The sequence below is a fragment of the Microcoleus sp. Pol17C6 genome, assembly GCF_036701145.1.
Classification (GTDB): Bacteria; Cyanobacteriota; Cyanobacteriia; order Cyanobacteriales; family Microcoleaceae; genus Microcoleus.
On sequence record NZ_JAUBQH010000037.1, the window covers coordinates 19,517 to 46,099 of the forward strand.

A 26,583-nucleotide genomic window follows, 5' to 3' on the forward strand; every position below is an offset into this window, starting at 1 on the left:
CGTTGTCTTTAGCTCCTGCTCACAATGACAGGAGCTAGAGGAATTATGAGTTAAAAAATCTCATGCTGAAACAAATATATATTAACAAATTTCAATATTTTTTCCTTTTTGTATCAAAAATAGTATTGTAAAAAAAATCTTAGGAATAGTGCTTATTTAGCCGACAATTTGGCAACCTTTGACAATTTATTACCTAAGTGTGATGAAGCTATGGTAGTCTTAAAGTTATAAAATCGGTTGCTTGTTACTACTGTCAAGCAAACTGACCAACAAACTTAAGACGAGTAAAAGTCTGAAATCCTTGTTAAAGCTGCAAGGCGATCGGAAACAGCGGCGGCAAAAAACCCGCTTTTTTGCGAGAGCCTCAAGTAAAACTGTGTGTCAAAAACAGCCAAGGCCCGGAGGGTGGGGTTGACAAAAGCAGTAGAATATGCCCTAAAAGTCAGGGTAAGCAAATAAGACTGGCAGCAGAAAACAGGGGCGAAAAAGCCCAAAACAGGTAAAACAAAAGTCGATCGCGCAAAGTAAGTTGGCCGAGGACTAAAAATATGGTGATGGGTGAGATACAATTGACCTGTTGTTAACCAAGAATTGGTCAACATCACAAGTATCCTGTAGAAGTCTGAAGTTGAGAATCTCAGGGTTGTCGAGGAGCGGGAGCAAACAGAAAACTATGCCTCAAAAAGTAATCGCCAAACAGATGTCTTTGGAATCAGCGTCAGATCCGATCGCCGTGGTTGCGACTGTCGAAACAGTGCCAGCCGAAGCAGTCGCAGTAGAGTCCTACGCCGATCAGTTGATGGACGAACTGTTTGAAGGAGTCGATCGAGCATTCGACGGTAGTGGCGGACTGCCATCGGAACCAGTGCAGCCAGAATTCGTGGCGCTCAAGTCGATCTCGGTACCTCAAATAGTTTTGTCGCAGTTGGCACCCCCCCAGCCGCAGCGGGACGAAAAAGACGTAGAAGCGATCGCCCGCCAAGTCGCCCTAGAAACAGCCAAAAAACAGCAGTCCAAACAATCATTCGACAGAATGCTGCTGGGAGCAGCATTTGGGTCGCTGCTGCTAGTCATGGGGTTATGGCTCGCAAGCAGGTCGGGACTCGTGCGCTTGCCCGCCGCCCCCGCACCAGAGACACCCGCATCAAGTGGCAAAACAGCACCAGATACTCCGTTTGTCGAATATGTGCAGCGCTCCCTAGAAGCGATCGAACAAAAAAAAGCACCCCAAGCTAACCCCCAACTTGCAGGAGTTCCCGGAGCCCCCACCCCAGGGACGCTGCCGAGCATTCCCATTTCCGGCGCGCCGCCGGCAACCGCAGGTCTTTCGACAGCAGTCAACCGCATTGCTAATGCCCTCGAACAAGCGGCCTCGCAGCCGGGAGCACCAGCACCCCAAGTTGTAGTTATCCCTCCCCCCGCTCAGGTGACTGTGGCTCCGGCTGCTCCGGTAGCTGCTGCTCCGGCTGCTCCTCAAACCGCTGCCGTTTCCCCTTCGCCGGCTGCTCCCGCCTCCGGTCGTGCGATCGCCGCTGCAGGCAGTCGAGATCCCCTCGCCGCTTCCCCTTCCCCCTCGGAGTCTCCCCAGCCAAAGATTTTGGCTCGCGAAACCGAACCGGCACCAGCGCCTGCTGCAGCCCAGCAATCTGCGCCGGCGCCCGAGCAATCCGCACCGGCAGCCAGCAGCGCCCCGACTTCCGCCCACACGTTGGTAGGGATTTTGGAGCTGGGCGATCGATCGGCCGCTTTGTTTGAAGTAGACGGCGTAGCCCGCAGAATTTATGTCGGCGAAAGCATTGGCGCTAGCGGTTGGACGCTGGCAGAAATCAAAAATCAAGAAGCCGTTATCCGCAAGGGAGGAGATGTGCGATCGGTTTTTGTCGGCCAAAAGTTCTAATTAGTTATCAGTCATTAGTCATCAGTTATTAGTTATGAGTTAGGTCATCGGTAATCAGTAATGGGCAGCGATCGGGCTGTACCTCACGAGCAGTGAAAACAGTTATAATATAGGAACCTGCAAAACGTTCTTAATTGCTGAAACCATTGCTCTTCTTGCTTATTCCTTCTATCCGTTAAATCGCTTCCCAATTCGTTACCGAACTTTATTCTGCTATAACTAACAACTAAGGCTCAATAATTGATCTTCAGTGACTAAGAACCAATGGCTAATAATTAATGACAATGACTAATGACCCAGGACTAATGACTGAGGATTTATAAAAAATGGGCTTATTTGATGATTTCAGCCGCTTTCTAGAAACCAGATTAGAAGAATTTTTGCGTAGCAATCCCCATCTGGAATTGCAGGCAATAGAAGAACAACTGAAAGAACAAGAAGAAGACACCCTGCGGCTGATTCTCGATATCCAAAAACAAGAGAAAAAACTGCAAGCCGAAATTCTTTCCGCCGCTCAAGAAATTCAACGCTGGAACGATCGCATCAACAAAGCTAAAGCTGCTCAAAGGCTCGATTTAGCTCAAGCCGCCCAAGAGCGGCAAGCAGCTTTGCTGCGTCAGGGAAATCAGCGCTGGGGTCAAATGCAAGGCTGCAAAGAACGGATTGAAAAAGCAAAAGAACTGTACCGCCAAATTCAAGTACGGCGAAAAGAAGTCCGAGCAAAAGCTGCAGAAGCTGCTACTCGCACTACCACTAAAACAGAGCAGAATTGGGATACAAAGGGTTGGAATCAGAGTTCAAATTATAATAGTTTTAATGCGGCCGATCCTTTAGAAGAAAAGTTTCAACGCTGGGAAGCAGACGAAGAACTCGATCGAATGAAGCGGAATATAGGCCGATAGTTACGAAAGCATCCCAATCCTTTAGGGACGAGTTCACCGGGAAGTCGGATTTCTAATGCAAATATTCGTCAACCCCCCATACGCTGCGGTATGGCGATCGCTCGCTCAGACATGATATTCAGACTTGATATAATTACCATCGTAAAATTATAGGGCCAATTAATAAATCATAAAAATAATACGCGATGCGGGAAACAAGCGAGACTTTAGTCTCCAGAGGGAAGCGACACGGGGGACTTCAGTCCCCGTGTTCTTTCTTCCTTAGTTAGCCGAATGGTGTGGATCTTCTATATTTTTTCGGCGTTGCTAAATACAGCTATGACTTCTAGATTTCGGAATGGCTATAAGCCAAGTAGGGTCAGTGTTTTAAGTTCCGAGAAAAGTAGATTTATGCCGTGAATCAGCAACGCCAAATTTTGGAATAATATGCGTGAAGATTAGAGTAAAAAACACAGATTCTGAATCAACAAACAGTTTTTTAATTTAAATCGCTGCGGTTATTTACAACGGTTGCTCTGCTTGAGAAGGTGGCTCTTCTGGCAGCGGAATAAACTCTGTCTCTTGAGGAACCTGAGCAAACCGTCCCTCTCTCCAATCGAGTTTAGCTTCCTCAATTCGCGAGTGGCGACTCGAAACAAAATTCCACCACTTATGCCGCTCACCAACAGGTTCACCGCCAATCACAATACAACGAGCCTTGCCTGAAGCAGAAATGTTTACTTCAGTGCCTGAATTTAGAACTGCCAACCGATGTTGTTCCAGAGGCACTCCATCGATCGCAAGCCCATCTGTTACGCTGTAAACCGCCTGTTCGCTGTAATTGCCCGGTAAGGTAAATTCTCTTCCAGCAGTTAGTTGCACGTCCAGATAAATCATGGGTGAAAATATTTGAACTGGGGAAGTACGACCATAGGCTTCACCGGCAATTAGAGTGAACGAAACTCCTGCATCCTCCCAAACAGGCAACTCAGAAGCCGGATGATGCCGAAACCAGGGGTCGGTTTCTTCGTATTCATCGGGAAGTGCTATCCAGGTTTGAATGCCATGCAGGATGGCTTCTTTGCTGCGCTCGTCGTCAGGCGTGCGTTCGGAGTGGACAATGCCTCGCCCTGCTGTCATCCAATTCACCGCACCGGGACGGATTTCTTGAACGCTGCCCACACTATCACGATGCAGCAAAACACCTTCAAACAGGTAGGTGACGGTTGCTAAGTTGATGTGGGGATGGGGTCTGACATCCACGCCCCGGCCGGGTGGAAACACCGCAGGGCCCAGATGATCAAAAAAGATGAACGGGCCTACCAGTGCTAAAACGTCTGAGGGAAGCAAGCGACGGGCTTGGAATCCACCCAAATCTTGAATGTGTGGCTCAATGAGATGCTGGAGGGTATCCGTCATAATGTTTATGAAGTTGCGAACGCTAATTGTCTATGTCAAAAGTGCATTATACAAAAAGCTATCCTTGTAGAGGCCGATCGCAATATCAGTGACTGGTCTAAACTTTCCCAATCGAAAGCTGTTGTAGAGTGTCGAGTTCTCAACGAGCTTTCTGCTTACGAGACGATGGAGAGTTCATCACTGACTTGAACCCGACCTTTGACCAGGGAGCGAATCAGACGATCGAGTGAGCCACGTTCTTCTTCACTGATGGACTCATCAAGGATGGCGGCCATCATGCCGTAGCGGTCAGCTTTGGTAACGCGGTGAGTATCTGTGACAGTGGCAATTAATTCGTTGATAGCGCCGGGGAGAAGATTAACTGGATACATGAGATTGTTTTGAACTCGACACCTTAATCATCTCGTGGTTTCTTCTAAGAGCAAGTGATGGTGCTGGTTTTTTTCCGTGATAATACTGAAAATATTCGGTGAACCAAGTCCGTGTAACCAGTGATCGAAGTCACAACATTGAAACCAATGCAGCGGTGGAAAAATTACAACCCACCTTCCGCCCTTTGACTATAACACCGTGATAATTTTCGTCTGGCACGAGTCTGAACTTCCTGCTGTGCAAAAGTTTCAGACCTTCATAGGAAGAACTGCCTCTTCTTGAACCAATTCTCAACAAGTAACGACAGTTGACTTTTTATTTCCTCAAAATTGATGCAAACCTCATGGCTTGGTCAAAAATACCTGAATGTGAGAGTCATATCAAATCCGCCCTTCATCGGAATTATTCATCTCTCTTACCTTCCTCTGTATCCTCTGCGTCCTCTGTGGTTTAATCCTTCCGATCTAACCGGAATTGATATCAAAGGGCCGGACGTGGGGTATAAGACACCAGAAAAATGATAATTCGGCACACTAAGTACGGAAGAGCAGGTCTAGGTCTCTTGACGACAGGAAATCAGCTTTTCCGGGTTAACGTTTCTCTGCTTCGCCAATGAGGGTAAAAGCGGCCCAATCTACAGGATTAGGATGTTTGACCAATGTCACCAGCATGGCTTTCCGCAGCGCTTGGGCAATATCAGGCGTTAGTTGCATCTGCCGATAAAATTCCGCCATCAAGTCGGCTGTTGATTCATCAGATACTGACCACAGAGAAACTACAACACTGGGAACGCCTGCTGCAATAAACGATCGCGATAAACCAATGATGCCATCACCTGTAATACGACCGCGACCCGTATTGCAAGCACTCAAAACGACGAGTTCGGCATTCAACCTCAAATTGAAAATTTCGCTAGCAGTGAGTAAACCACTGTCATCCTTGCTTGGGGCAAGTGCGATGACTCCAGGTACCCCCAATCCCTCCACGTCATCCAGGATGCCGTGAGTTGCTAAATGCACGATGCGCGATCGCTCTATTTGCTGTAAAACTGCTACTTTTGTCGCTTTGTCGCCTGTAAGCGGTTCAGCATTCAAAAGTTGAGCGATCGCGATCGCTTCGGCTTCAGAGTGTGGGAGTGATGACAGTTGTTGAGGAGGTTGGTTCGTCCCAAAGGCAACACTTGGCATGGTAGGATTCCCAACGACTAGCGCACCTTTTCCTGAAGCAAGCTGTTGCTGTTTCTTTGTTAAAGACAGCACTTGAATTGAAGGTGCTGTTAAAATTGTATGTTTTTCTATCAAGTAGTTTCCCGAACTATCTTGCAACGCGGCAAAGGGAACTAAGAACAAAGATTCATGAGGAATAAAGGTAATTCGCGACGCTGGATCTTGAGGTAGAAGGTCAGCAATTGGTTCGATCAGTAGTTGATAAAGCTCTTGCAATGACGGGTCTAAAAATCGTTGCTCGACAATATGCCGGGTTGGCGTGGGATTTGTACCTGGTTGGGATCGCTGCTTGTTTCGCAGGCAACTGGGAATGAAGCAACGACCTTGAGTAACCAAGGCTTTTAATGCAGTTTGTTCCTCAACCAAACGTTTCAAACTGATGCGACGAAATTCAATTTTTCCGGTCGGCTGCATTACCCAGATATAAAGTTCTGAATCTTGCAACTTTCTTTGGCCGTCAGCTTCTACAACTTCTTTGATAATCGAGTAAGAAACTAAAGTAGAATTTTGTTCTTTAGCAATTTGCTTAATTTCCTGGATGTTGAGCGGTTTTATTTGAGTTTCCGATGCCTTTATGGTAGCCTGTGCTGACTGGGAAGAAAAACGGTTGGTCAATAATCTAACAAAAGCTTGCGCCCGTCCCCGTTCTGTTATTTCTAGCGCTTTATCATTCTGATTTTGACTAGCAAGCACTTCTTGCAAAGTGCTATAAGTTGTTTCTTGGGTTTCAAAAATTGAAACTAAATTGAGGTCGTTATTGCCTACATTTAACCGCAGAGATTCCCAAATTTCAATGGCTGAAAATAAAGCTTTGATAGCTTCTGCTGGTTGCTTTGCTTTATATAAAGCGTCACCTAAATTTGTGAGTGCGCGGCCTTCAGCGTGCCGATCGCTCAGTTCTCTGGCAATGGCTAAACTTTGTTGGTGAGACTCAATCGCTTGACGATAATTTTTGACAGCATAGTAAGCAATTCCTAAATTCTCTAGAGCACGACCTTGAACGAAGCGATCGCCCAGTGCTGAGGCTATAGCTAAACTTTGTTTATGCTCATCAATTGCTTTGGCATAATCGGTTAGGGAATAGTGTACTAATCCCAAATTGCTCAAAGCAAGAGCTTCGCCTCGGCGATCGCGCTGCTGTTTAGCGATCGCTAAACTTTGCTCTTGATATTCAACTGCCCTTGTATACTCTTTTTGGGCATAGTAAAGTAATCCCAGATTTCTCAGAACACTCGCCTCTAAATCAGCCGATTTTAGGGAATGCGCTACTTCCAAACTTTGCTCGTAGTATTCGATTGCTTTTTTATAATTGCCAATCGCGCCGTAAGCAGCTCCCAAACCAATAAAAGCTTGTCCCTTTCCCAATACATCGGCCCTGGACTCAGCTTCTGCTAAGCGCTGCTGGTGGTAAGAAATTGCTTTTTCATAATCTCCAATCGCGTAGTAAGTCGCGCCTAGATTGTTGAGCGCGTAGCCTTCCCTAGCGCGATCGCGGGAGAGTCTCGCCAGCTCTAAATTCTGCTGGTAGCAGGCGATCGCTTTGCTGTAGTCTTTTGGCGCAGTCTGGAGAGGCAATCCTGGTTGCTGCCCCAGTAATTGTTCCTCAGTTAAGCATTGAGCGGCACTCGGTGTCAGACTTGCTAAGTTTTGCGGTTCGCGATTTCGATCGCCATTAAGCTGGCTCAATTGTTGACCGGCCAGGGTATTAGGATTTTCTGGCTGTGTATTAGAGACTTGCACTGAGACAGGTACAGTGGCTGCCGCAGTTGGTATTGCATCTGAGTTTGCAAGCGTTGGTACGAGTGGTGTGATGGTTGGGAGACGTAATGGTTCTGGCACGCCCCTTTCTGCAGGCAGCGTGGGAGCTAACCCAGAGGAAGGAACTTCTAATGGTTGTGGCACGCCCATTTCTGGCGGCAGCGTGGGAGCTAACCCAGAGGAAGGAGTATCAGGATTATCTGGTTGTGGTACACCTAAGCCTAAAGGTGCGATCGCAGGGAATTGAATCCCAGGTGGTGCGAGTGCAGCAATTGTTGGCGGTTCTGGCGGTAGTAGGGGAGCTAACCCACCACTCCCAAAGCCGAGACCTGGCCAAATATCTAATCGTGGACTGTCCAAAACAAGGGTAGGATCGGTCAGAGATATTAATCGGCTGCCACTGGTATCAATGCTGTTGGGGTTATTGCTGCTAGTAGCGAGGCGAATCTTACCCTCATAGGTCAGGATAGTACCCGGAGCGATCGCGTTCCCAGCTTGTAAAGTGATGTTTCCATCTGGTAGGCCAATCTCAGCTACAGAGCTGAGGAAGCTGTTTTTGGCATTAATACTGTCACCAGAGGTGAGCAAACTGATGTTGCCTCCTCCAGAAAGGATAGAACCCGCTACAGTGATGTCTTCGTTGGAGCGGAGTACAATATTACCGCCAACCCCTGCGCTCGTACTTGAATCTATTCTGTCTCCGGTGGCGCTAAGACTGGATTCGGCTTCAAGGAGAATCCCGCTACCCCCAGAAGTTATGTTGCCTACAGTAGTTAAACGACCCGCCCTAATCTCAATATGGCCACCCCTCCCTTGGGCAGATGTAGAATTTAAAGCGCCAATATTGAGCGTGATTCCCCCAAGTGGCTCATTCCGAAAACCAATCGCGCTATCGCCGGAAATAATATCTCTGACACTAACATCGGTTCCTTGAATCTGGATTACGCCACCTTTCCCCGTGCTGGAACTAGAATTTATTACCCCACTGACGTTGACTTCGCCTAGGATCGATAACTCGATCGAGCCACCTCCAGAAATGACATTTTCAAGAGTTACAGGCCCTGTATTTACTTTGATCTGACCTCCTACTCCACCGCTATAGCTGGAATTTAGGGTAATATTGCCAGCGTTAAAGTAACCATCATTAAACACATAAATGCGACCGCCACCGGAGGTTATATTACCAGTCACAATGTCACCCCCAGTATCACCCCCACCAGCTTTGAGTTTGATCGGGCCTCCCACTCCTGTGTTAGAACTCGAATCAAAATTTCTAGCGCTGATGCTGCTGTTGTTGAAGCTGACACTATTGAGGCTGATACTGCCACCGTTTGAGGCAATGTTGCCGACTGCAATACTACCAAATGCCACAAGCCCTACATCGCCACCTGTATTGCCGCTGCCAGAGTAGAGATTGCCTCCATCGATCGCCCCTGCTTGACTGCTGAGGGTTATGTTGCCAGCGCTAGAGACAATATTTCCTGTTGCTGCTATATTGCCGTAAGCATTGAGAGAGATGTTGCCCCCTCCGCTGCCACCAGTTGCGTTCAGAGTGCTCGCACCGGTGTCGATCGCACCTAGATTGCTAAGCAAGCTGATCTCGCCTGCCTTGATTCCGCTAGTGTCGATGTTGCCGGCACTGATGTTGCCTTCTCCATAAAGGGTGACGTTGCCTCCATTTCCAATAAAGCTAGAGGTTGTAATTCCACCGGTGGCGATCGCGTTTGTCCCATATAGGAAAATTGACCCACCGTTACCGGCTATCGAGGAAGCGTTCAAGGTGTTGGCGCTCGTATTGATGCTTCCGCCCGCGCTGTAGAGGGTAATATTGCCAGCATTGCCCGTTAAAGTTGAAGTATTCAGGTTTTCCGCTGCGATGTCCCCGGACGCTACCAGCGCGATATCTCCGCCATTTGAAGTAATGGATGCTGCTTGAATGCTGTTTGCAGCGCCTAAAAAAACTGAACCTGCGATCGCGATATTGCCAACTTGAATGCTGGCAGGTGAAGAACTCGCGGGTGCTAGAGTGCTGTTTTGAGTGAGGGGAGTGGGTACGTTGCCAGCCGTTAAAACCAACTGCGGTCGATCGCTAGATGCGGAAGTGATAGCGAGATCGCCGACTGCGATCGCGCCTTCGGCTTGCACTCCCAGAGAAGCGCCTGCGTAATTACCAAAAGAGACGTTTCCGCCTGAGACGATCGTAGAACCGCCTGAACTTGCGAAGTTGCCGGGGCTACCTTGAAGTGTGGCAATTGAGAAATCGCTGCCAGCTCTGAAGAGCGCATCACCGGATACAGTACCGTTACTGGTAAGTGTGATGCGGCCGTCAGCGCTCAGTAAGCTTTGGGAGTGATTGCGCGTCTGGATGTCTATTTGGCGATCGCCCTGCACGGTTAGGTTTCCACCCACATCAGTAACAAAAGAGTTAGCCACGCTGTCGCGGATACGGACAATTTCCCCCGCTTGCAATTTCAAGTCACCAGTTGTTTGTAGTTGCCTGTTTACTAGAGTCAGGTTATGCGCGGCTGACACTGTAGCCGTTTGAGCAGACACTGCTAAATTTTGGTTCGCACCTGTGGCCGGAGTGTCGGCGATCGCCACATCCCCAGCTTCTATTTGCAAGTCTGAATTCGTTAGCTGTACGCTTCCGTCGCTATTAACTGTAACGCCTGTAGCGTTGCTGCTACCTCCTGTCAGCAGTTGGGACAGGGTGAGGGGATTCAACGGCACAGGGGCAGAATCTAGATTAGAAGAGGGGGAAATTTCTAAACTCAGCAGATGCCCTGCTTGAGAAATGCGGACTAAGTTTTCTCCGGGCACCGATGCGATCGCAATTTGCCCGGAAGGTGCTGACAAAGTACCGGGGCTGAAAACTGTTCCGCCTATCAAAGCTAGCGTTTGCCCGTTAGGTACGCGCAGTTGACCGAAATTTGCGATCGCCCCTGGCTGATCTGTACCAAAATTTAAAATGCTTGGCGTTCCTATCAGCATAGCGTATTCATTAACGCCAACTGCCTGAAACCAATTGTTGCCAAATCCGATTCCGGTTGCTGTCGTTGCCAAGAATGAACCAGGCACGTTTAGTTGAGCGTTGGAACCAAAAACAATCCCCGCCGGATTCATCAAAAATAAGTTAGAATTACCGCCTATTACTTGAATTAAACCGTTAATATAAGAAGCATCGCCACCCACAACTCGCCCTAAAATATTGCGGATATTTGGTTCAGAAATAAAGTTAACTATTTGACCGTCTTTGAGTCCAAACTGCTGAAAGCTATGAAAGAGATTAGTGCCGTCTTGTGAGCGCTGTCCCCCGTTAATGTTAAATTGATTGCCGGAGGCATTAACAGCAGTTCCTGTGCCATCGGGAGACGGAGTAATTGGCTGTCCTGTAGCAGCAGGTGAGAATAGTAAAAAACCTAAAGATACCACCCAAGTATAAGTCAAAAGTTGCTGTTGATATCTTTGAGTTATTCTTGTTGTAATCATTAGACTTCTCCCTGATTTTTTTTTCTGAACACGCTTAAAGTATAATAAAACTTTTTCCTCAAAAAACATGAGTGGATTTTAAGCTAAGCACGTTAAAAAGTGCGCTCTTAGCTCAACTGGTAAACTTTTATAGAACCCATTTGAGATCGAAGCGGCTGCAAGCATTATCCGCATCAGCCTAATAACAATAGTCCGGAGAGTTTTGAGTTTCTAGTCTGAAACCCGTGATTTTTCCTTGGTAGTTCGATTCCCGAATCGCCTTGAAAGCCATATTCTACGGTTGGTTATCAAAAACTGTCCGAAGTCTTGTAATAAAACAAAGATTAACCTTGGCACTCGCATCAACTAGAGTTCTCTCACAATTACTGACGAGGATTTTGCACGTCTCTATCCAAGCATTTACCCGTTCTCTTCCCCTACCTTGCCACAACCGGAAAAAACAAGAATTCGAGGATGATCCATTCTTCGTCTGTGAGGCTGGTAGAGTATAGCATAACTGCTTCTTGATACGAATTTTGCAGTCACTTTACTTCAATACAGTAAAAAATGTCAAATGGATTCTATAAAAGCGATCGCCCTTCCCACTCCCCCATCCCCTGAATCCCGTGAAGCGTAGCTATCCCGTAGGGAATCGCCCTTTGATCCAAAATCAAAATAAGTAGACAGACAAAAAATTAGTCCGCCTACTTAATCCCTAACTAGAAATCACTCCCACTCGATCGTTCCCGGCGGCTTAGAAGTAATATCGTAAACCACCCGGTTCACCCCCTTAACCTCATTCACAATCCGGTTCGAGATCAGTTCCAACAAATCGTAAGGAACCCGCGCCCAGTCAGCCGTCATCCCGTCTTCACTCTTAATAAATCGCAGAACGATCGGGTAAGCATAAGTGCGCTGATCGCCCATCACGCCTACACTGCGAATCGGCAGCAAAACTGCAAAAGCTTGCCAAAGTTCACCGTACAATCCGTGCCGGTTAATTTCTTGGCGAACAATGAAGTCAGCATCCCGCAAAATATTTAGTCTCTCTGCGGTAACTTCTCCTATAATCCGAATCGCCAATCCCGGGCCGGGGAAAGGTTGCCGGTTCACGATTTCTTCGGGAAGCCCGATCGACCGGCCGACTTTTCGCACCTCATCCTTAAACAGTTTTCGCAGCGGTTCAATCAGCTTAAATCGCAAATCTTTCGGCAAACCGCCGACGTTGTGGTGGCTTTTAATTTTAACAGCAACTCGCTCGCCACTTTTCGGGTCTGCATTAGTGTCAGCCGACTCAATCACATCAGGATAAAGAGTACCTTGGGCGAGGTAGTCGAAGGGGCCTAGACGCTTCGATTCTTCTTCAAATACGTTGATAAATTCGTGACCGATCCGCTTGCGTTTTACTTCAGGATCGGTAATCCCTTCAAGTTGAGTTAAAAAGCGTTCGCGAGCATTAACATACTCAACATCAATGTGGAATTGCTCTTTAAATAATTTTACCAACCGTTCTGGTTCATACTTCCGCATAAACCCTTGGTCGATAAACATACAGGTAAGTTGGTCGCCGATCGCCTTGTGCAGCAAGAAAGCCAAAGTAGAAGAATCTACACCACCGGATAGAGCCAGCAAAACTCGTTTATCTCCCACTTGCGCGCGAATTTCTCGAATCGATTCCTCCACAAAAGTAGCGGTCGTCCAAGTCGGTTCGCACTCGCAAATGTGGTAAACAAAATTGCGAATTAAAGCTATTCCCCCGATCGAGTGAACTACTTCTGGGTGAAACTGAACGCCGTACAAATTTTTCTCGTGGTGAGCAACAGCAGCACACGGAGTATTGTCAGTGTGAGCGAGGATCTCAAAACCCGTCGGCAGTTGAGTACACGAGTCTCCGTGGCTCATCCACATCGTGCTGCCCTCTTCGACATTTGTCAGCAAATCCGTAGGATCGTCAATAAATAGCGATGCCTTGCCGTATTCCGCTAATTTCGAGCGCTCTACCGTGCCTCCGAGCTGCTTGACCATCAACTGCATCCCGTAGCACACTCCCAACACCGGTATTCCCAAATTCCAAATTTCTGGGTCGCAGTGGGGTGCTTTTTCATCGTATACAGAACTCGGGCCTCCTGAAAGAATAATTCCTTTAGGATTGATAGCTTTTAACTGTTCTGCAGTAGTCCGGTAAGAAATAACTTCTGAATATACTTGAGTTTCGCGAATTCGACGAGCAATCAGTTCGGAATATTGCGAACCGAAGTCGAGAATCACGATGATCTGGCGCTCTATCTGCTCCAGAAAAGAGTTTGCGAGAACGGATTCAGTTTCTATTTGAGTAGTCACGGTTATTGCGTAATTGCTAAGTGCTAATTGGGCAGAAAGTAGGGGAGGTATTTGTCGCTGCTTCAGTACAATACTGAGAAAGGCGAGCAAGCATTAGTCGCTAGGAATAAATCTTATTTATACTAGATTGCAGTCAGCGATCGTAGTCGATTAATAGGGTCGAGGGCAAGCATAGATTTACTTTAATCCTTACCCTAATTAATTGAACTCTTGCGTCAAAAACTGCGTCCCCAAGCAACCTAGTATAATTAAGGTCTAGGGACAAAGAATTATTACTTGTTAAATATTATCCCTGAGCGATGTTTTAAACAGAATTCAGGGATATTCACACTACATTAACAAATTTGGGTCAAAAATGTATCTCCTATATCACTTTTAACAATAATTTTGCGATCGCGCCCAAACATCACCGAGCCCACGGGGATGTGCAAGTTAGTGTGAGTAAAAATGCAATCCGATGAGCGCAAGTCTATTTGTCGGGCGATGTCGCCGTAAATTCGATCGACCCAATTACTCCCAAACTCAGCGTCCAAAGCGCGCAGTTGTCCGAGAGCCTCTTCGGCTGTCGCTGCGGCAAAAATTGCGGAACAAGCATCGGCAGGCATTCCAGCCTTAGCACAGTAAGCTGTGAGAATTTCCCTGCGCCCGTCAGCGAGGTGGTGGTGAGTGTGAAAAATCCCCGCAGCCAATTTCATCAGTTTCCCGTGATAGCCAAACAGCAAAATTGACTGCACGCCCTGAAATCCTGCTTCTACCAGCAGCGGGCCGAGCCAGTTAGCGGTTTTGACTAGCCTCTCAGGATTAATCCCCAGTTGTCGCGCTAAATCCAAGCCGTTTTCGCCGATGCAGAAAACCAAACAGTCAAACAGTTCGGCTTTTTGTTGCAGTTGTTCGCGGTAAAGTTCCAACTGTCCCGGGGCACTCAGCGGTTGAGAAATGCCCGTTGTACCCAGCAGCGAAAGTCCTTCTACCACGCCGAAAGCTTCGTTAGAAGTGCGGGTGGCTAGTTGCCGCCCAGACGGCAGAATCAGGGTGACAGTAATTTTTTCGGACGGTGAGAGTTCTAGGCTCAGATTCGATCGCAACAGTCGCATTGCGTAATCATAGATTGCCGCTCCTCCACCTGCTTTATGATGTCCAATTCCCTCCCCGCCAACAATCTGTATTTGTTCCCCCTCTCCTTCTCTCCGCAATTCCACCATTGCCCAAACGGGGGTATTGCGAGTCAGATCGAGATTGTCCCCCGGATCGGAGCGAGTCACGGCTAAAGCGGTATCAGTTTTGAGTACAGACGCCTGTTCGATCGGAATTTCTGCCGTTATTTGCGGTTCCAGTAAATTTACTGATACGCTATCTAGAGAGTGAATACCCTCACGCAAGCACCGCAAAGCTGCAAGTGCGGCCGCACAGGCAAATACTGGCAGTGTATACCCGGATAAAGGTTGAGTTTTGGTCACGCTCAAATGCACAAATACGTAAATTTGCTGGCGATCGACATCACGCCTTAGCACTGATACCCCTCAAACATTTAAGTTTAATTCTAGGGTTTGCTATTATCTGCAGTTAGCGTAATTTTTGTCAACTATAATTTTGTCCTGTGAGTTGCCTGGAAGCAAGCAACACTTTTTTGATGTGTGTTAGCGAAGCCCTCGTAGAGGATTGCCAATAAGCCACTCCGAAGCTTTAGCGGCACCTGGGGGCGATTTTCACAAAAAACCCGGACTCTCGATCGCGAGCGCTGGCACGAACAAACGGATTCCACGAATTAGGTAGAAATAGTTAGCAGCTATACTCCGCAAGTCGATCGTCTTTCATTTTATAGATTTAGCTAGCCGTAAAGATTTGAGAACCCAGTGAACTCGCGCGAAATTTGCTTATGCCCTTGGGGGGCCTTGTTTGAGGCGGAATTCGAGCAATTTTTGGTAGGCGAAATGCTACGCTCGCTTCCTGGTTAAGCCCTAAAACCTACTTTTTTACACTTAGCATATTTATATCTCCCAACCGGTTGATGTCCTATAGATCGCAAGTCATTTATATTGATCGGAATTACCCGGACGTGCCAGTCCTACTTTTGAGCTAACCTCTTGGAGGTGGGGCTGGTTTTATCTAACCCTGTTACTTCAATTCTCCAATCTAAAATTTAAAATCTAAAATCTAAAATCGATTGACTATGTTTGAACCAGTTGCAGAGTTAAATGAACCTCTATCTCTTCAGGCTCCTGAAATACTAGACAATCAAATATCTCAGCTCGTTTTACCTCCACAAACTGATCTCAAAATTTCTAAACAAGAGGTTCGATCAACCCTGAAAGCCTCAACTCTAGACGGCGTTTTTGCGGCTGTCTTCGAGTCGGCGACTGGCGGCGTGCTGCTGAGCAACTTCTTGCTGCAACTCGGGGCTAGCAGCGTGGAAATAGGTATATTCTCGGCTATTCCGATGGTGGTAAATCTCCTGCAACCACTAGGAGCCTACATCGCAGACCGCACAACCAGCCGCCACTGGTACAACCTATTTGTATTCGGCGCGTCGCGGCTGCTGTGGCTGGTGCTGGCGGTGGTAATTGTTTGGGGTTCCCAGCACGCAGACCCCCACCAACTGCTGCAATGGACGCTGGTAACAGTCGTAGCAGCTAGCGTGCTGGCAGCTTTGGCCAATTCTAGCTGGTTCAGTTGGATGGCTGCTGTGGTTCCTCAGCGCTTGCGAGGACGCTATTTTGGCTTTCGCAACAGTGCTGTCAGCCTCATCACTTTGCTGGGAGTACCGTTGATGGGATTGGGAGTGTCAACTTGGGACGGCGGTCCAATTTTGGGCTACGGTATTGTTTTATTGGTGGGTGTTTGGGCGGGAATGATTAGTTTGGGGTGTCAATTCTTTATGGTTGATGTGAATCCCCACGTATACAAAAAAGATGCACAGAATGATCGACTTACAGAGAAAGAAGCAAAGAAAATAACAGATTTTGTACCTTCAGTGCTGAAAGATTCTAATTTTTTAATGTTTATTCTTTACTTCAGTGTGTGGACATTTGCTATTAATCTCAGCGCGCCTTTTTTTAATATCTACTTGCTGAAAGATTTAAGCTTGGATGTGAGTTTGGTAACGATTTACACCAGCTTAAGTTCCGGCGCCAATCTACTGCTGCTGATGTTTTGGGGTAAGTTGGCCGATCGCTGGGGAAATCGCCCTCTGCTAATTGCGGTGGGGCTGGTGGTGGCCCTAACGCCCTTGCTGTGGTTGGGTACGGGCAATTACCCGTTTGCCCTATGGGTGTGGCTGCCGCTGCTGCACTTGTTGGGGGGAACGACGTTAGGCGCGATCGGGCTGTGTACTAACAATATTCAAATGGAGATAGCGTCGATCAAGCAACCTTCAACTTATTTTGCGATCGCCGCAGCGGTTTCGGGATTAGCTGGGGCTTTGGGAACTACCGCCGGTGGCTTTCTTGCCGAACTTCCGGGCATGAGTTTGGGCTCACTGTTTGCCCTTTCGGCTGCTGTGCGGCTGGTAGGCTTGCTGCCTTTGCTGTTGGTGCGAGAACCTCGTAGCCAGTCCCTGCGGTCGATCGTCCCCACTTTGGGACGTTTCAATTTAAACCGCGACTAGGAATTTTTCGCACCAATTTACCGATCGAGAAACCAGAAAAGCCCACAGATTGTTAAAAACTTCAAGCACATCACACAAAACCTGAGAGTGCTTGAAACAAATTTTAATCCAAAACATAGTCCAAACCTGCTAGGTGTTCTGCCAATACGTCACCATTATCTTGCAGCCAACTGACAAATCGATAAGATATAGCTGTTCTAAAAACTGACCTGGCATAGCGTAAATGTGTTTAAATGTTTCTTAGCTAGGGCGTCGGAGCGCTACTTCTGTTAGGAGAATCGAGCATTTTTCCATAACCAAAGCTACTATTTCACGCTATGAATTTTTTACGTTTTAGGAAAAGCGAGCATTTTCCCAGAACCAAAGCTACTGTTTCACACTGTAAATATTTTACTTTAAGAAAAATAAATAAAATTAACATTTTAATACAGCCAGCTAGACTATAGGGTGTTTTGGGACTAATATCCTGAGAATCGAAATAGCTAAAGATTGCCCAACCCGATAACAATTTCGTCGAGCAAGAAATTAGGAGGGCTTGCCTGAAGCGACCCAAAAGGGGAACGGGGAATCTCAAGTAACCGATTAGCAATTACAGGTCGCTATCAAATTTTCAAATTCAAAGAGAGAATATAAAAATGACGAAGCCAGGGAAACGTCTGATAGTTTGCTGTGATGGAACTTGGAACAAACTAGATACTCAGTGCCCAACTAATGTGGTTAAGCTTGCCCAGGCCGTGAAACGGACAGCCAGTGACGGGGTTCCGCAGATCGTGTTTTATGACGAGGGAATTGGAGTAGATAGTAACAAGATTGTGGGCGGAGTCACTGGGCTGGGAATCGATAAAAATATCCAAGATGCCTATCGTTTTCTTTCTTTCAACTACGATCAGGGTGACGAAATCTATCTATTCGGGTTCAGTCGCGGTGCTTACACAGTCAGGAGTCTAGCGGGGATGATCTATTGCTCCGGTCTCCTATCCCGCCGTAACGTTACCATGGCATCACAAGCTTACGAGCTTTACCGTAAGCGAGAGATTTCACCAAAGCATCCGGAAGCAAAGAGTTTCCGCGAAAAGTACGGCAAAGATAAGGGCGATCGCGTCCCGATTACCTTGCTTGGTTGTTTCGACACCGTTGGAGCCCTTGGTATTCCTGTTGTACCCGCCTTCAGGAAGTTTGAGGGACAGCTCAAAGCAAGGTACAAATTCCACGACACCACTTTAAATAAGGATATTGAGAATGCGGTGCACGCCGTTGCGATCGACGAAATTCGCGAAGTCTTTGATGTTACCCTGATGAAGAAAAATCCTGATGCCCCGAACCAGAAGCTTCGTCAAGTTTGGTTTCCAGGCGAACATGGCTGCATCGGCGGTGGTACGCCAGCATACCGCGGGTTATCAGATGCTGTCTTGAAGTGGATGTTCGATCAAATCAGTGACCTTGAATTGAAGCTTGAATTCGAGCCAGAGGCCATTGAGGATATCAAGCCTGATTATAAGGTTCCCTTTCAAAACAATCCTGGGTTCTTCAAATTGGCAGGAATCAAGTGGCGCGAGGTGGGGGATACCCTTGAGGATCTTCATGAAAGCGCGATCGAGCGATTGAAAAAAAGCCAAGACTATCGGCCTAAGAATCTGCAAAAGATTCTCTCCAAAGTAATTGAAAATATAGAAAAATGATCGAACTTTATCAACCTCTCAGAACCCAGAATAAGAAGACGATCTAATTTACAACACTCGAAAGGAAAAGCAATCATGACAAGAGATACATCTAGAGATGGATTCAGCAACAAAGCTTTAGCATATACGTTGACTCATTTCAAACCAATTTGGGATTTAGTTCAAAGTTACGAGCCTCTGAAACGTAAACTAAACAAATTTTTTCTCAATAGTATCATTTACAAACTTCCGACTCGCCCGCTTCCCTATAGCTTAATGGGCTTAGATCCCAAAATTCCAGGGACAGATATTCCCAAAAAAACTGATACCTACATCTCTTGGGATTCACTTACAGACAAGACTTATACGGGGCGACATTTACCTCCCGACCCAGAATTTAACAAAGAAGGGAATTTACCACCACTGGACAAATTAAAGACCTTATTCCAAAAAAGAGATGGAAAAACCATTTATTCGGAAAAATCGACTCTACTCTTTCCCTATTGGGTGCAGTGGTTTACAGATAGTTTTCTGCGGATAGATCAGCAAAACCGCTTCAAAAATACCTCCAACCATCAGATTGATATGTGTAATGTTTACGGGTTGACCCGCAAACAAACAAATATGCTCAGAGCTTTCAAGGATGGTAAATTTAAAACCCAAAAACTCAAGCGCAAAGATGGCGTAGAAGAAGAGTATCCACTATTTTATTATGCCGATCCTGAGCAGGGTATTATCGATCCTCAATTTGAAGGTCTTCATGCACCCCTTAATGATGAGAAAAGACAACCCCCCGAAAAGAAAGGCAAGCTATTTGCAATGGGAGTTGAACGGGCAAACGTCCAAATTGGCTATGTCATGCTCAACACTTTATGTATCAGAGAGCATAATCGAATTTGTGATGTTTTGTCCAAAAGCTATCCGGAATGGGACGATGAGAGGCTCTTCCAAACCGCGAGAAATATTCTCATGGTGATTGTTCTCAATATCATTATGGAAGAGTACATTTTCCACATTACGCCCTATAATTTTAGGTTTTTTGCCGATCCTGAAGCTTTTACCAAGGAAAGTTGGTATCGAGAAAATTGGATGGCGATTGAGTTTAGTTTTGTCTATCGCTGGCATAGTGCGATTCCGGAAACCTTTATCTATGACGGCCAAGAAAAATCCATGTACGATTCCCTTTGGAATAATCAGATGTTAATCGATAAAGGGTTGGGTGCATTGATGGAAGAAAGTTGTTCCCAACCAGGCACTAGAATTGGTTTGTTTAACACACCTGATTTTAAGATCGCAGGAACACCCTATACATTTATTGATGCTACCGAACTAGCATCTGTTAAACTCGGACGGCAGGCGCAGTTAGCCAGTTATAACGATTACCGCGAAATGTGTGGTTATCCCAGGGTGACTGATTTCAATCAAATTACGGGTGACGAATACGCTCAACAGAAATTAAAAGAGTTGTACGGTCATGTTGATAAGATTGAACTATTTGTCGGATTGTACGCTGAAGATGTCCGGAAAAATTCAGCAATTCCGCCTTTAGTAGCACGGATAATTGGCATTGATGCTTTCTCCCAAGCTTTAACTAATCCTTTGTTATCGCCTAAAGTCTTCAATAAGGAAACTTTTTCTGAGGTTGGTTGGGAAATTATCCAAAATACCAAAACAGTCTCTGATTTAGTGAATCGTAATGTTCCTCCAAGCGATCACAAATACAAAGTCTCTTTCGATCTTTAAGTTGTAGCTGACAACTAAGACTCAAGGTAGTGGGGGGCGCAAACACACCTGCGCCCTCAAAAATGAGGAAGAAAAAGGCGATCTTTTCGCAAGCGATCGGCTACGGCAATTCGGAAGCAATTGCAGCAGCAGTTATACTGTTTCACAGATGGAACGGTTTGTGTAGAACCTTTTTTAGCGATTAACCGAAGGTTATTTATGAGCAAGAAGTTATTTACCGAATATCCCGAACAGGACGAACGCAAATACTACGATCTTTTGGTTGAGCAAGCCAAGCTTCGGATGGATAATCTTTACGGCAATAAAGAGCGGGCGCTGCGAGATACTCACGCCAAAACTCATGCTTGCGTTAAAGGAACTCTGGAAATTTTTGACTTTGATGAGGAAGCGATTAAACGGGAATTGGGCAAACGCGCTTCTTTAACTTCTTCGCAACTCAATGCTATTTCCCTTAAGCAAGGTTTGCTAGCAAAGCCCAAAGAATATCCTGTTTGGTTGCGATTTGCTAACGGTGCTACCAAAGTATACCCTGATTACCAAAAAGATTCGCGCTCAATTTCTGTGAAAGTGATGGGGGTGGAAGGGGAACGACTGGCGCAAAGCCACGAGTCAAAAACCCAGGACATCATTGTTCACAATTCAGAGATATTTGTGAGCCAAACAATCAAAGACTACTACGGCTTTTTTTCTGCTCTGGTTGAATCACCAGAGGCATTGAAAAAGTGGCTAATTCGACATCCCAGACACTTTCTAGCGGTGTCAACCCTTACTGGTAGCCGGACTCCGAAGAGTTTGCTAACAGCCAAATATTGGAGCGGTTCACCCTCTGCTTTGGGTCTCCATCCCGATTTCGATCCCTCCCAGCCTGGTCTAGTTCCTGTGGAATACCCTGCTGTAATTAAGTATGGGTTTACTCCGGTTTCATGCAAACCACCGCACGAGATAATTCCAGAACAATCTCGACCGGGAATTCCTAAAATTCCCTTTGTCGATCGCGCTAAAGCCTTGGGTTTAGATCCCAATCAACCAGACAATTATTACCGGGACGATCTAATTCAAGCCTTGGCGAAACCTGATGCCCAATACTGTTGGGATTTTGGCATTCAGTTCCAAACCAGCTTAAAAATGCCGATAGACGATGGCATCAATGTCTGGAAAGAACAGGATTCACCCTTCTTGAGAGTAGGTCGTCTCACCGTCAAGCATCAGATTATTGATTATGAAAAACAATCTGATTTCAACGAAAACCTGAGATATTCTCCCTGGAACGGCTTAGCAGTTCATCGTCCAGTAGGTGCGATCAATCGGATACGCGGTGTTGTTTACCCTGTTGTAGCGAATTATCGCCTTCAAAAGCGAGGTCTTGTCCACCAAGAACCAACCGGAGAAGAAACATTTTAAGGGATTAGATGTCTTGCAAAAAGAACACCAAACTAATAACCTTACTAACTGGTATTGCTTTAATTACTTTCAGGGAATCCCTGGTCAACAAATTCAATTGCTAGAACGGTTTTATGGTGCTAAGTAGAAGGAAGAAGAAAGAAGGAAGAATGCTTGTAAAGCCAGCTTTTTAGCCATTCCGATCTTAGGTTTAATTAAGTGGATTTATTTACACTATTTCCCAAAAGTAAAACCCAGAGTATATCAGCAAGTTGAACTCCCGACTCTTCTATCAACAAAGCGCAAAATTGGTTTGCCGATCGCATCTTCTCAAAAATCCCGTATGTGCGATCGCGAATTCGATTAAACCAGGTTTATGGGCGATCGCCAACGTCCGTCTAGGATAGTCCAAATCCGTCGTTAGCGCAGCCCTCGAAGAGGATCGCACTCCTGAGTCAGTTCGGACGATCCTCTACGAGGGCAACGCTTACGCACTCATCACCATGTGCCAGTTGCGTAAATCCTGAATCAATCATATTATATTGTTACAAAAATATCTTATGAAAAGGAGTTTATGCGAATACAGTATTTTTTGTCAATTTTCCCAATATTACTTGTACTCACGTTTCAGGATACTACATTTGCCCAGTCTCTAGACTCATTACCATCAAGTGCGATCGCCCCAACCGCACCTCAAAACATTGCCCCGACTCTCAAAGAGGAAGTTAAAGATGACTTGGTAAAAGTTCCAGGTCAGGAGACATCTGTTTCCGAACTGTCCGACGTACAGCCTCAGGAGGTTAAAGATGACTTGGTAAAAGTTCCAGGTCAGGAGACATCTGTTTCCGAACTGTCCGACGTACAGCCTCATGAGGTTAAAGATGACTTGGTAAAAGTTCCCGGTCAGGTGACATCTGTTTCTCAAGCGTCCGACGTACAGCCTCAAGAGGTTAAAGATGACTTGGTAAAAGTTCCAGGTCAGGAGACATCTGTTTCCCAACTGTCCGACGTACAGCATCAGGAGGTTAAAGATGACTTTGTAAAACTTCAAGGTCAGGTGACATCTGTTTCCCAACTGTCCGACGTACGACCTACCGATTGGGCATTTCAAGCCTTACAATCTTTAGTTGAACGCTACGGTTGTATTAGCGGGTATCCCGATGGCACTTATAGAGGGAATCGAGCCATGACTCGTTACGAGTTTGCGGCGGGTTTGAATGCTTGCTTGCAACGAGTTAATGAACTGATTGGTGCCTCTGCTGTCGATAAAATAACCCAGGAAGACTTAGCCGTTTTACAGCGACTCCAAGAAGAGTTTGCCGCAGAACTAGCTACCTTACGAGGTCGGGTTGATAGTTTAGAAGCTCGTACTGCTGAACTCGAAGCTAACCGATTCTCCACAACTACAGTTTTGGGAGGAGAAGCCATTTTTGAGTTAGCCACAGCAACAGGAGGCGACCCCCCGGGAGACCAAAGTAATAACCAACCCGTTTTTACTAATTTGGTCCGTGTGGGAACCGTCTCTTCTTTTAGTGGTTTAGATCGCTTAAGAATTGGCTTAGTTAGTGGAAACTCGGCAAATCGAGGCTATGCCGGAACAGTTGAGAAACCAGGATTTGGTGACATGGCCCTGCTATCTTCTCAGACTGATACCAATAACGGAATCGCCTTAGATGTACTAGAATACAGATTTCCTGCATTTAACAATCGCGTAGTCTTTACGGCTAGACCTGTCGGCTTCAGTCTTAGCAACGTACTTACGGCGAATTCTCCCTACTTTGATACGGGACGGGGAGCTATTTCTCGATTTGGTGAAGCCAGTCCTCTCTTTAAAATTGGTAGCTTAGATGCGGGAGCAGGTGCGGACTTGTTAGTAACAGATTGGCTGCGATTGCAAGTTGCCTATGGAACAAGAAACAGCAGCGCTCCTAATCAAGGTATCAGTGGCTCCGATCACAGTACATTGGGAGTTCAGTTTTTAATTAAACCCTCTGGCAATACTTTAGCAGGTCTAACTTACATTAACGCCTACTCTGCCAATGGCAGCCTAGATACCTTTACAGGTAGCTTAAATGCCGATACTTCTGGCGGTTTGGAGAAACCCCTACAGATTAATGCTCTAGGTGCATCGTTTCAATGGCGGATTAATCGTCAAGTTACCTTGGGGGCATGGGGAGGTGTTACAATGGGGAACTTCCTTAATAGCAATGCCTATGCTAATACAACAACTTACGCGGCTTCTGTGGGGATTTCCGATCCCTTTGGTCGTGAGAGAGACTTATTGGCTTTCATCATTGGTCAACCCCCAAAATTAGTTGCAGGTCGGGATTTACCCAACGGAACCGATCGAAATACATCTCTACACTTTGAGACATTTTATCGCTGGAGTGTATCTGATAACATTTTTGTTACTCCGGGTTTCTTTGTTATTACGGCTCCTGAACATAATGCTGATAATAACACAATTTTTATGGGTGTCCTCAGAACAACATTTCTGTTCTAAACAGTTTGTCCTCAATTGAACACAAGTTTTGGAGATTAAAATCGTGAATCAGTATTTACCCAACTCAAAATTTCTGAATCCATTCCTAGCTATTGTCCTTCTGAGCATAGGAGGAATAGGATTTTTTCCTTCACATAGCCAAGCAGAAAGTTTAAACTCGTCTCACTCCAGTTCAGAAACTCAAACTATAGCTCAAGCTCGACGTATCCGACCCACCTTTTTTGAAGAAACCCAAGATCCAGAAGCAAGAAGAAGAAGGGGATTCAGGGAGACATTTTTAAATGATGCTTTAGGTGGAACTGCCGATCCCTTGAGTGGGACAGGTGGAGTGGCTACAACGGTAGATTCTTTACAAAAAGTAGAGTTTAACAGACAAAATGCAGCAGGTCAGTTGCGTCCTGGACAACCAAATTTACCTCCCAGTTTTGACCGAACAAATGTTATTATTCCCTCTCAAAGAGGACGTAATTAAGGGGTTACGCATACACTCAAGGGGAACAGAGCGGGTAGTCCTATTTAGGTAAGGGTGGACATAGCTCTTTTCATGTAAGGCTTTCAGAGCTTGGAGCCAACCTTACAGACCTGAAGTATCTAGGCTTTTTTAATGCTTTTGCAGCTACAAAGCCAAGACATTAACGAAATAATCAGCACTTTGAACCCTGTCCTGAGCAGATACTTGGATCTTTGTACACGGTAGTAAATCAATGAACTCCAGACTGCCAAGGAATTTCAACCATCCTTACCTTTAGGGCACTACCCAGAGCGTTCCCCAAGTGAGTTTTCCAAGGATAAACAATAGAATGACTTTAGCCAAAAGTAATATCGCCGATCACCAGTTTATTAGGTTGGTTTCCTAGAGTTACTGATTTGCCAATCCCTTGAAACAACAGATTTGATGAAGAATTGCTTTCTAAAATATAAGCACCGGGCGTTAAATTAGAGTCAGTTGTTCGAGGCAATGGTACTGAGGCTAAAACATTTCCTGTTCCATTCACTCCATCATAAATCGTCACTTGATGCTCTGCAAATGGAGAAGCATAACGGAAGCTGAATTTTTGATCGAATCCATTGGCTACATTGATGATAATTGATTGTCCTTCATTGTAGGTAATCCCACGAGCAACCTGTCCGGGGTTAATCAAAGGATCGATAAAATTACCGCTTCCTCCTTGCTGTGCACTGACAATTGCCAAAGCATTTGCAGACAAGTCAAAACCAGATTCTCGAATTAAAGGATCTCTAGCAACAGTTTGTAAATTCCCCACATTACCTATAGGTAAGGGGACACCACTATCGCTACGATTAATTATTAAGGTTGCAGCAGTCTGTACACCTAAAGTGGCTCCGTTTGTGGGATTAACTAAGGAAAGATTAATAGTTTCATTGGGTTCCAATAGAGAATCATTAATGATGGGAACTCGGATGGGGGTGGGTGTGGTATCCCCATCGATAAACGAAACAGTAATCGGTGTAGCATTATAATCTGTTCCTGCATTTGCAGTGCCGTCACTCGCTAATACAGTTACATCCACTGTTCCCAAACTACCTCCTGTTCGAGTCACCATCACTTCCAGACTGGTTGTGCCATCTTCATTCACTGAATAGCTAGGGTTACTAAACTGCAAAATCCCAGGAATGCCAATGGGCGGCGTTGTTGGAGCATTTCCAAAATTGATATTTTCTGCATTGAAACCCCTACCAGGAGGAATTGTAACTGGATTAGGAACCTGAGTGGCTACAAAACCCGGTTGTGGGACTTCCCGAACTGTGTAAGTACCGGGTTGTAGGTTATTGAACTGATAGAAACCTGTGACATCTGTTATTGTTGATGGTTCACTGGTATCAAGGGTGCTGTTTCTGTTGAGATCAAGGTAAATGGTAGATCCTCCCAGTCCTGATTCTCCCGCATCAAGAATGCCGTTAGTATTGATATCAATAAATTTCCTGCCACTAATACTACCAGTGACAGGTGGTGGTGGTACTTGAACATTAGCAATGTCAAAGTTAGTGGGCTGATTAGCAACGACAGTAACAGCTTGAACTGGAGTAACACGAGTGAACCCTGCAGGAACTATTTCTTGAACAGTATAGGTAGCGGGGGGTAAATTCGAGAAGGAATAACCACCTAAATTATCTGTTTGAGTTTGTAAGTCTCCCCTATCCAGTTGACCGTTGTTATTGATATCTAAAAATATGGTAACATCCGGCTGAAGTTGATCGGTTCCCGGTGTAAAAGTCCTGTCATTGTTGATATCATTAAATTTCCTGCCACTAATACTACCAGTGACAGGTGGTGGTGGTACTTGAACATTAGCAATGTCAAAGTTAGTGGGC

The 26,583-nt window shown here is 45.9% G+C and carries 16 protein-coding genes; 9 read left to right on the forward strand and 7 right to left on the reverse strand.

The genetic code is table 11. From position 1 onward, the window contains the following. Window positions 1-275: 275 nt before the first annotated feature. The gene (locus QUA25_RS18675) at window positions 276-602 is read right to left on the reverse strand and encodes a hypothetical protein (protein ID WP_333040384.1); all 327 of its coding nucleotides are present in this window, start codon (window positions 600-602) and stop codon (window positions 276-278) included. Window positions 603-673: 71 nt separating this feature from the next. On the opposite strand from QUA25_RS18675, the gene QUA25_RS18680 reads away from it, so the two are divergent. After that, the gene (locus QUA25_RS18680; RefSeq protein ID WP_333040386.1) at window positions 674-1,897 is read left to right on the forward strand and encodes a hypothetical protein; all 1,224 of its coding nucleotides are present in this window, start codon (window positions 674-676) and stop codon (window positions 1,895-1,897) included. A 326-nt stretch (window positions 1,898-2,223) separates the two neighbouring features. Continuing rightward, window positions 2,224-2,799, forward strand: coding sequence for a TIGR04376 family protein (locus tag QUA25_RS18685; RefSeq protein ID WP_333040388.1), 576 nt, complete (start codon window positions 2,224-2,226; stop codon window positions 2,797-2,799). 501 nt (window positions 2,800-3,300) lie between these two features. On the opposite strand, the gene QUA25_RS18690 is transcribed toward QUA25_RS18685, so the two are convergent. The 5 genes from QUA25_RS18690 to cbiD all read right to left on the reverse strand — a co-directional run bounded on the left by QUA25_RS18690 (window position 3,301) and on the right by cbiD (window position 14,818). Next, the gene (locus QUA25_RS18690) at window positions 3,301-4,197 is read right to left on the reverse strand and encodes a pirin family protein (RefSeq protein WP_333040390.1); all 897 of its coding nucleotides are present in this window, start codon (window positions 4,195-4,197) and stop codon (window positions 3,301-3,303) included. 155 nt (window positions 4,198-4,352) lie between these two features. Then, on the reverse strand, window positions 4,353-4,568 hold the full coding sequence (locus tag QUA25_RS18695; RefSeq protein ID WP_333040392.1) for a hypothetical protein: 216 nt from the start codon (window positions 4,566-4,568) through the stop codon (window positions 4,353-4,355). Window positions 4,569-5,159: 591 nt separating this feature from the next. Next, a complete protein-coding gene (locus QUA25_RS18700; RefSeq protein WP_333040393.1) occupies window positions 5,160-11,042 on the reverse strand; it encodes a CHAT domain-containing protein in 5,883 nt (1,960 codons plus the stop codon). 705 nt (window positions 11,043-11,747) lie between these two features. Continuing rightward, complete coding sequence (gene guaA / locus QUA25_RS18705) at window positions 11,748-13,349, reverse strand: glutamine-hydrolyzing GMP synthase (RefSeq protein WP_445242235.1); 1,602 nt, start codon at window positions 13,347-13,349, stop codon at window positions 11,748-11,750. Between the two features lie 347 nt (window positions 13,350-13,696). Next, window positions 13,697-14,818: a cobalt-precorrin-5B (C(1))-methyltransferase CbiD gene (gene cbiD, locus QUA25_RS18710; protein ID WP_333040432.1), complete on the reverse strand. Its 1,122-nt coding sequence runs from the start codon at window positions 14,816-14,818 to the stop codon at window positions 13,697-13,699. A gap of 713 nt (window positions 14,819-15,531) precedes the next feature. Here cbiD and QUA25_RS18715 point away from each other — a divergent pair. The 7 genes from QUA25_RS18715 to QUA25_RS18745 all read left to right on the forward strand — a co-directional run bounded on the left by QUA25_RS18715 (window position 15,532) and on the right by QUA25_RS18745 (window position 24,721). Beyond that, entirely contained in the window at window positions 15,532-16,965 is a 1,434-nt protein-coding gene (locus QUA25_RS18715) for an MFS transporter (RefSeq protein WP_333040433.1), read from the forward strand. A gap of 635 nt (window positions 16,966-17,600) precedes the next feature. Continuing rightward, entirely contained in the window at window positions 17,601-18,644 is a 1,044-nt protein-coding gene (locus QUA25_RS18720; protein WP_333040397.1) for a DUF2235 domain-containing protein, read from the forward strand. 75 nt (window positions 18,645-18,719) lie between these two features. Then, window positions 18,720-20,366 carry a peroxidase family protein gene (locus QUA25_RS18725; RefSeq protein WP_333040399.1) on the forward strand — a complete coding sequence of 549 codons (1,647 nt, stop codon included), beginning with the start codon at window positions 18,720-18,722 and terminating at the stop codon, window positions 20,364-20,366. 198 nt (window positions 20,367-20,564) lie between these two features. Further along, complete coding sequence (locus QUA25_RS18730) at window positions 20,565-21,767, forward strand: catalase (protein ID WP_333040400.1); 1,203 nt, start codon at window positions 20,565-20,567, stop codon at window positions 21,765-21,767. Between the two features lie 251 nt (window positions 21,768-22,018). Next, window positions 22,019-22,153 carry a hypothetical protein gene (locus QUA25_RS18735; protein ID WP_333040402.1) on the forward strand — a complete coding sequence of 45 codons (135 nt, stop codon included), beginning with the start codon at window positions 22,019-22,021 and terminating at the stop codon, window positions 22,151-22,153. A gap of 167 nt (window positions 22,154-22,320) precedes the next feature. Beyond that, complete coding sequence (locus tag QUA25_RS18740) at window positions 22,321-24,249, forward strand: iron uptake porin (protein ID WP_333040404.1); 1,929 nt, start codon at window positions 22,321-22,323, stop codon at window positions 24,247-24,249. 43 nt (window positions 24,250-24,292) lie between these two features. Next, entirely contained in the window at window positions 24,293-24,721 is a 429-nt protein-coding gene (locus QUA25_RS18745; protein WP_333040406.1) for a hypothetical protein, read from the forward strand. A 334-nt stretch (window positions 24,722-25,055) separates the two neighbouring features. Here the strand turns inward: QUA25_RS18745 and QUA25_RS18750 are convergent. Next, window positions 25,056-26,583, reverse strand: a 1,528-nt coding sequence (locus QUA25_RS18750; RefSeq protein ID WP_333040408.1) for an SdrD B-like domain-containing protein, incomplete at its 5' end; no start/stop codon positions are given.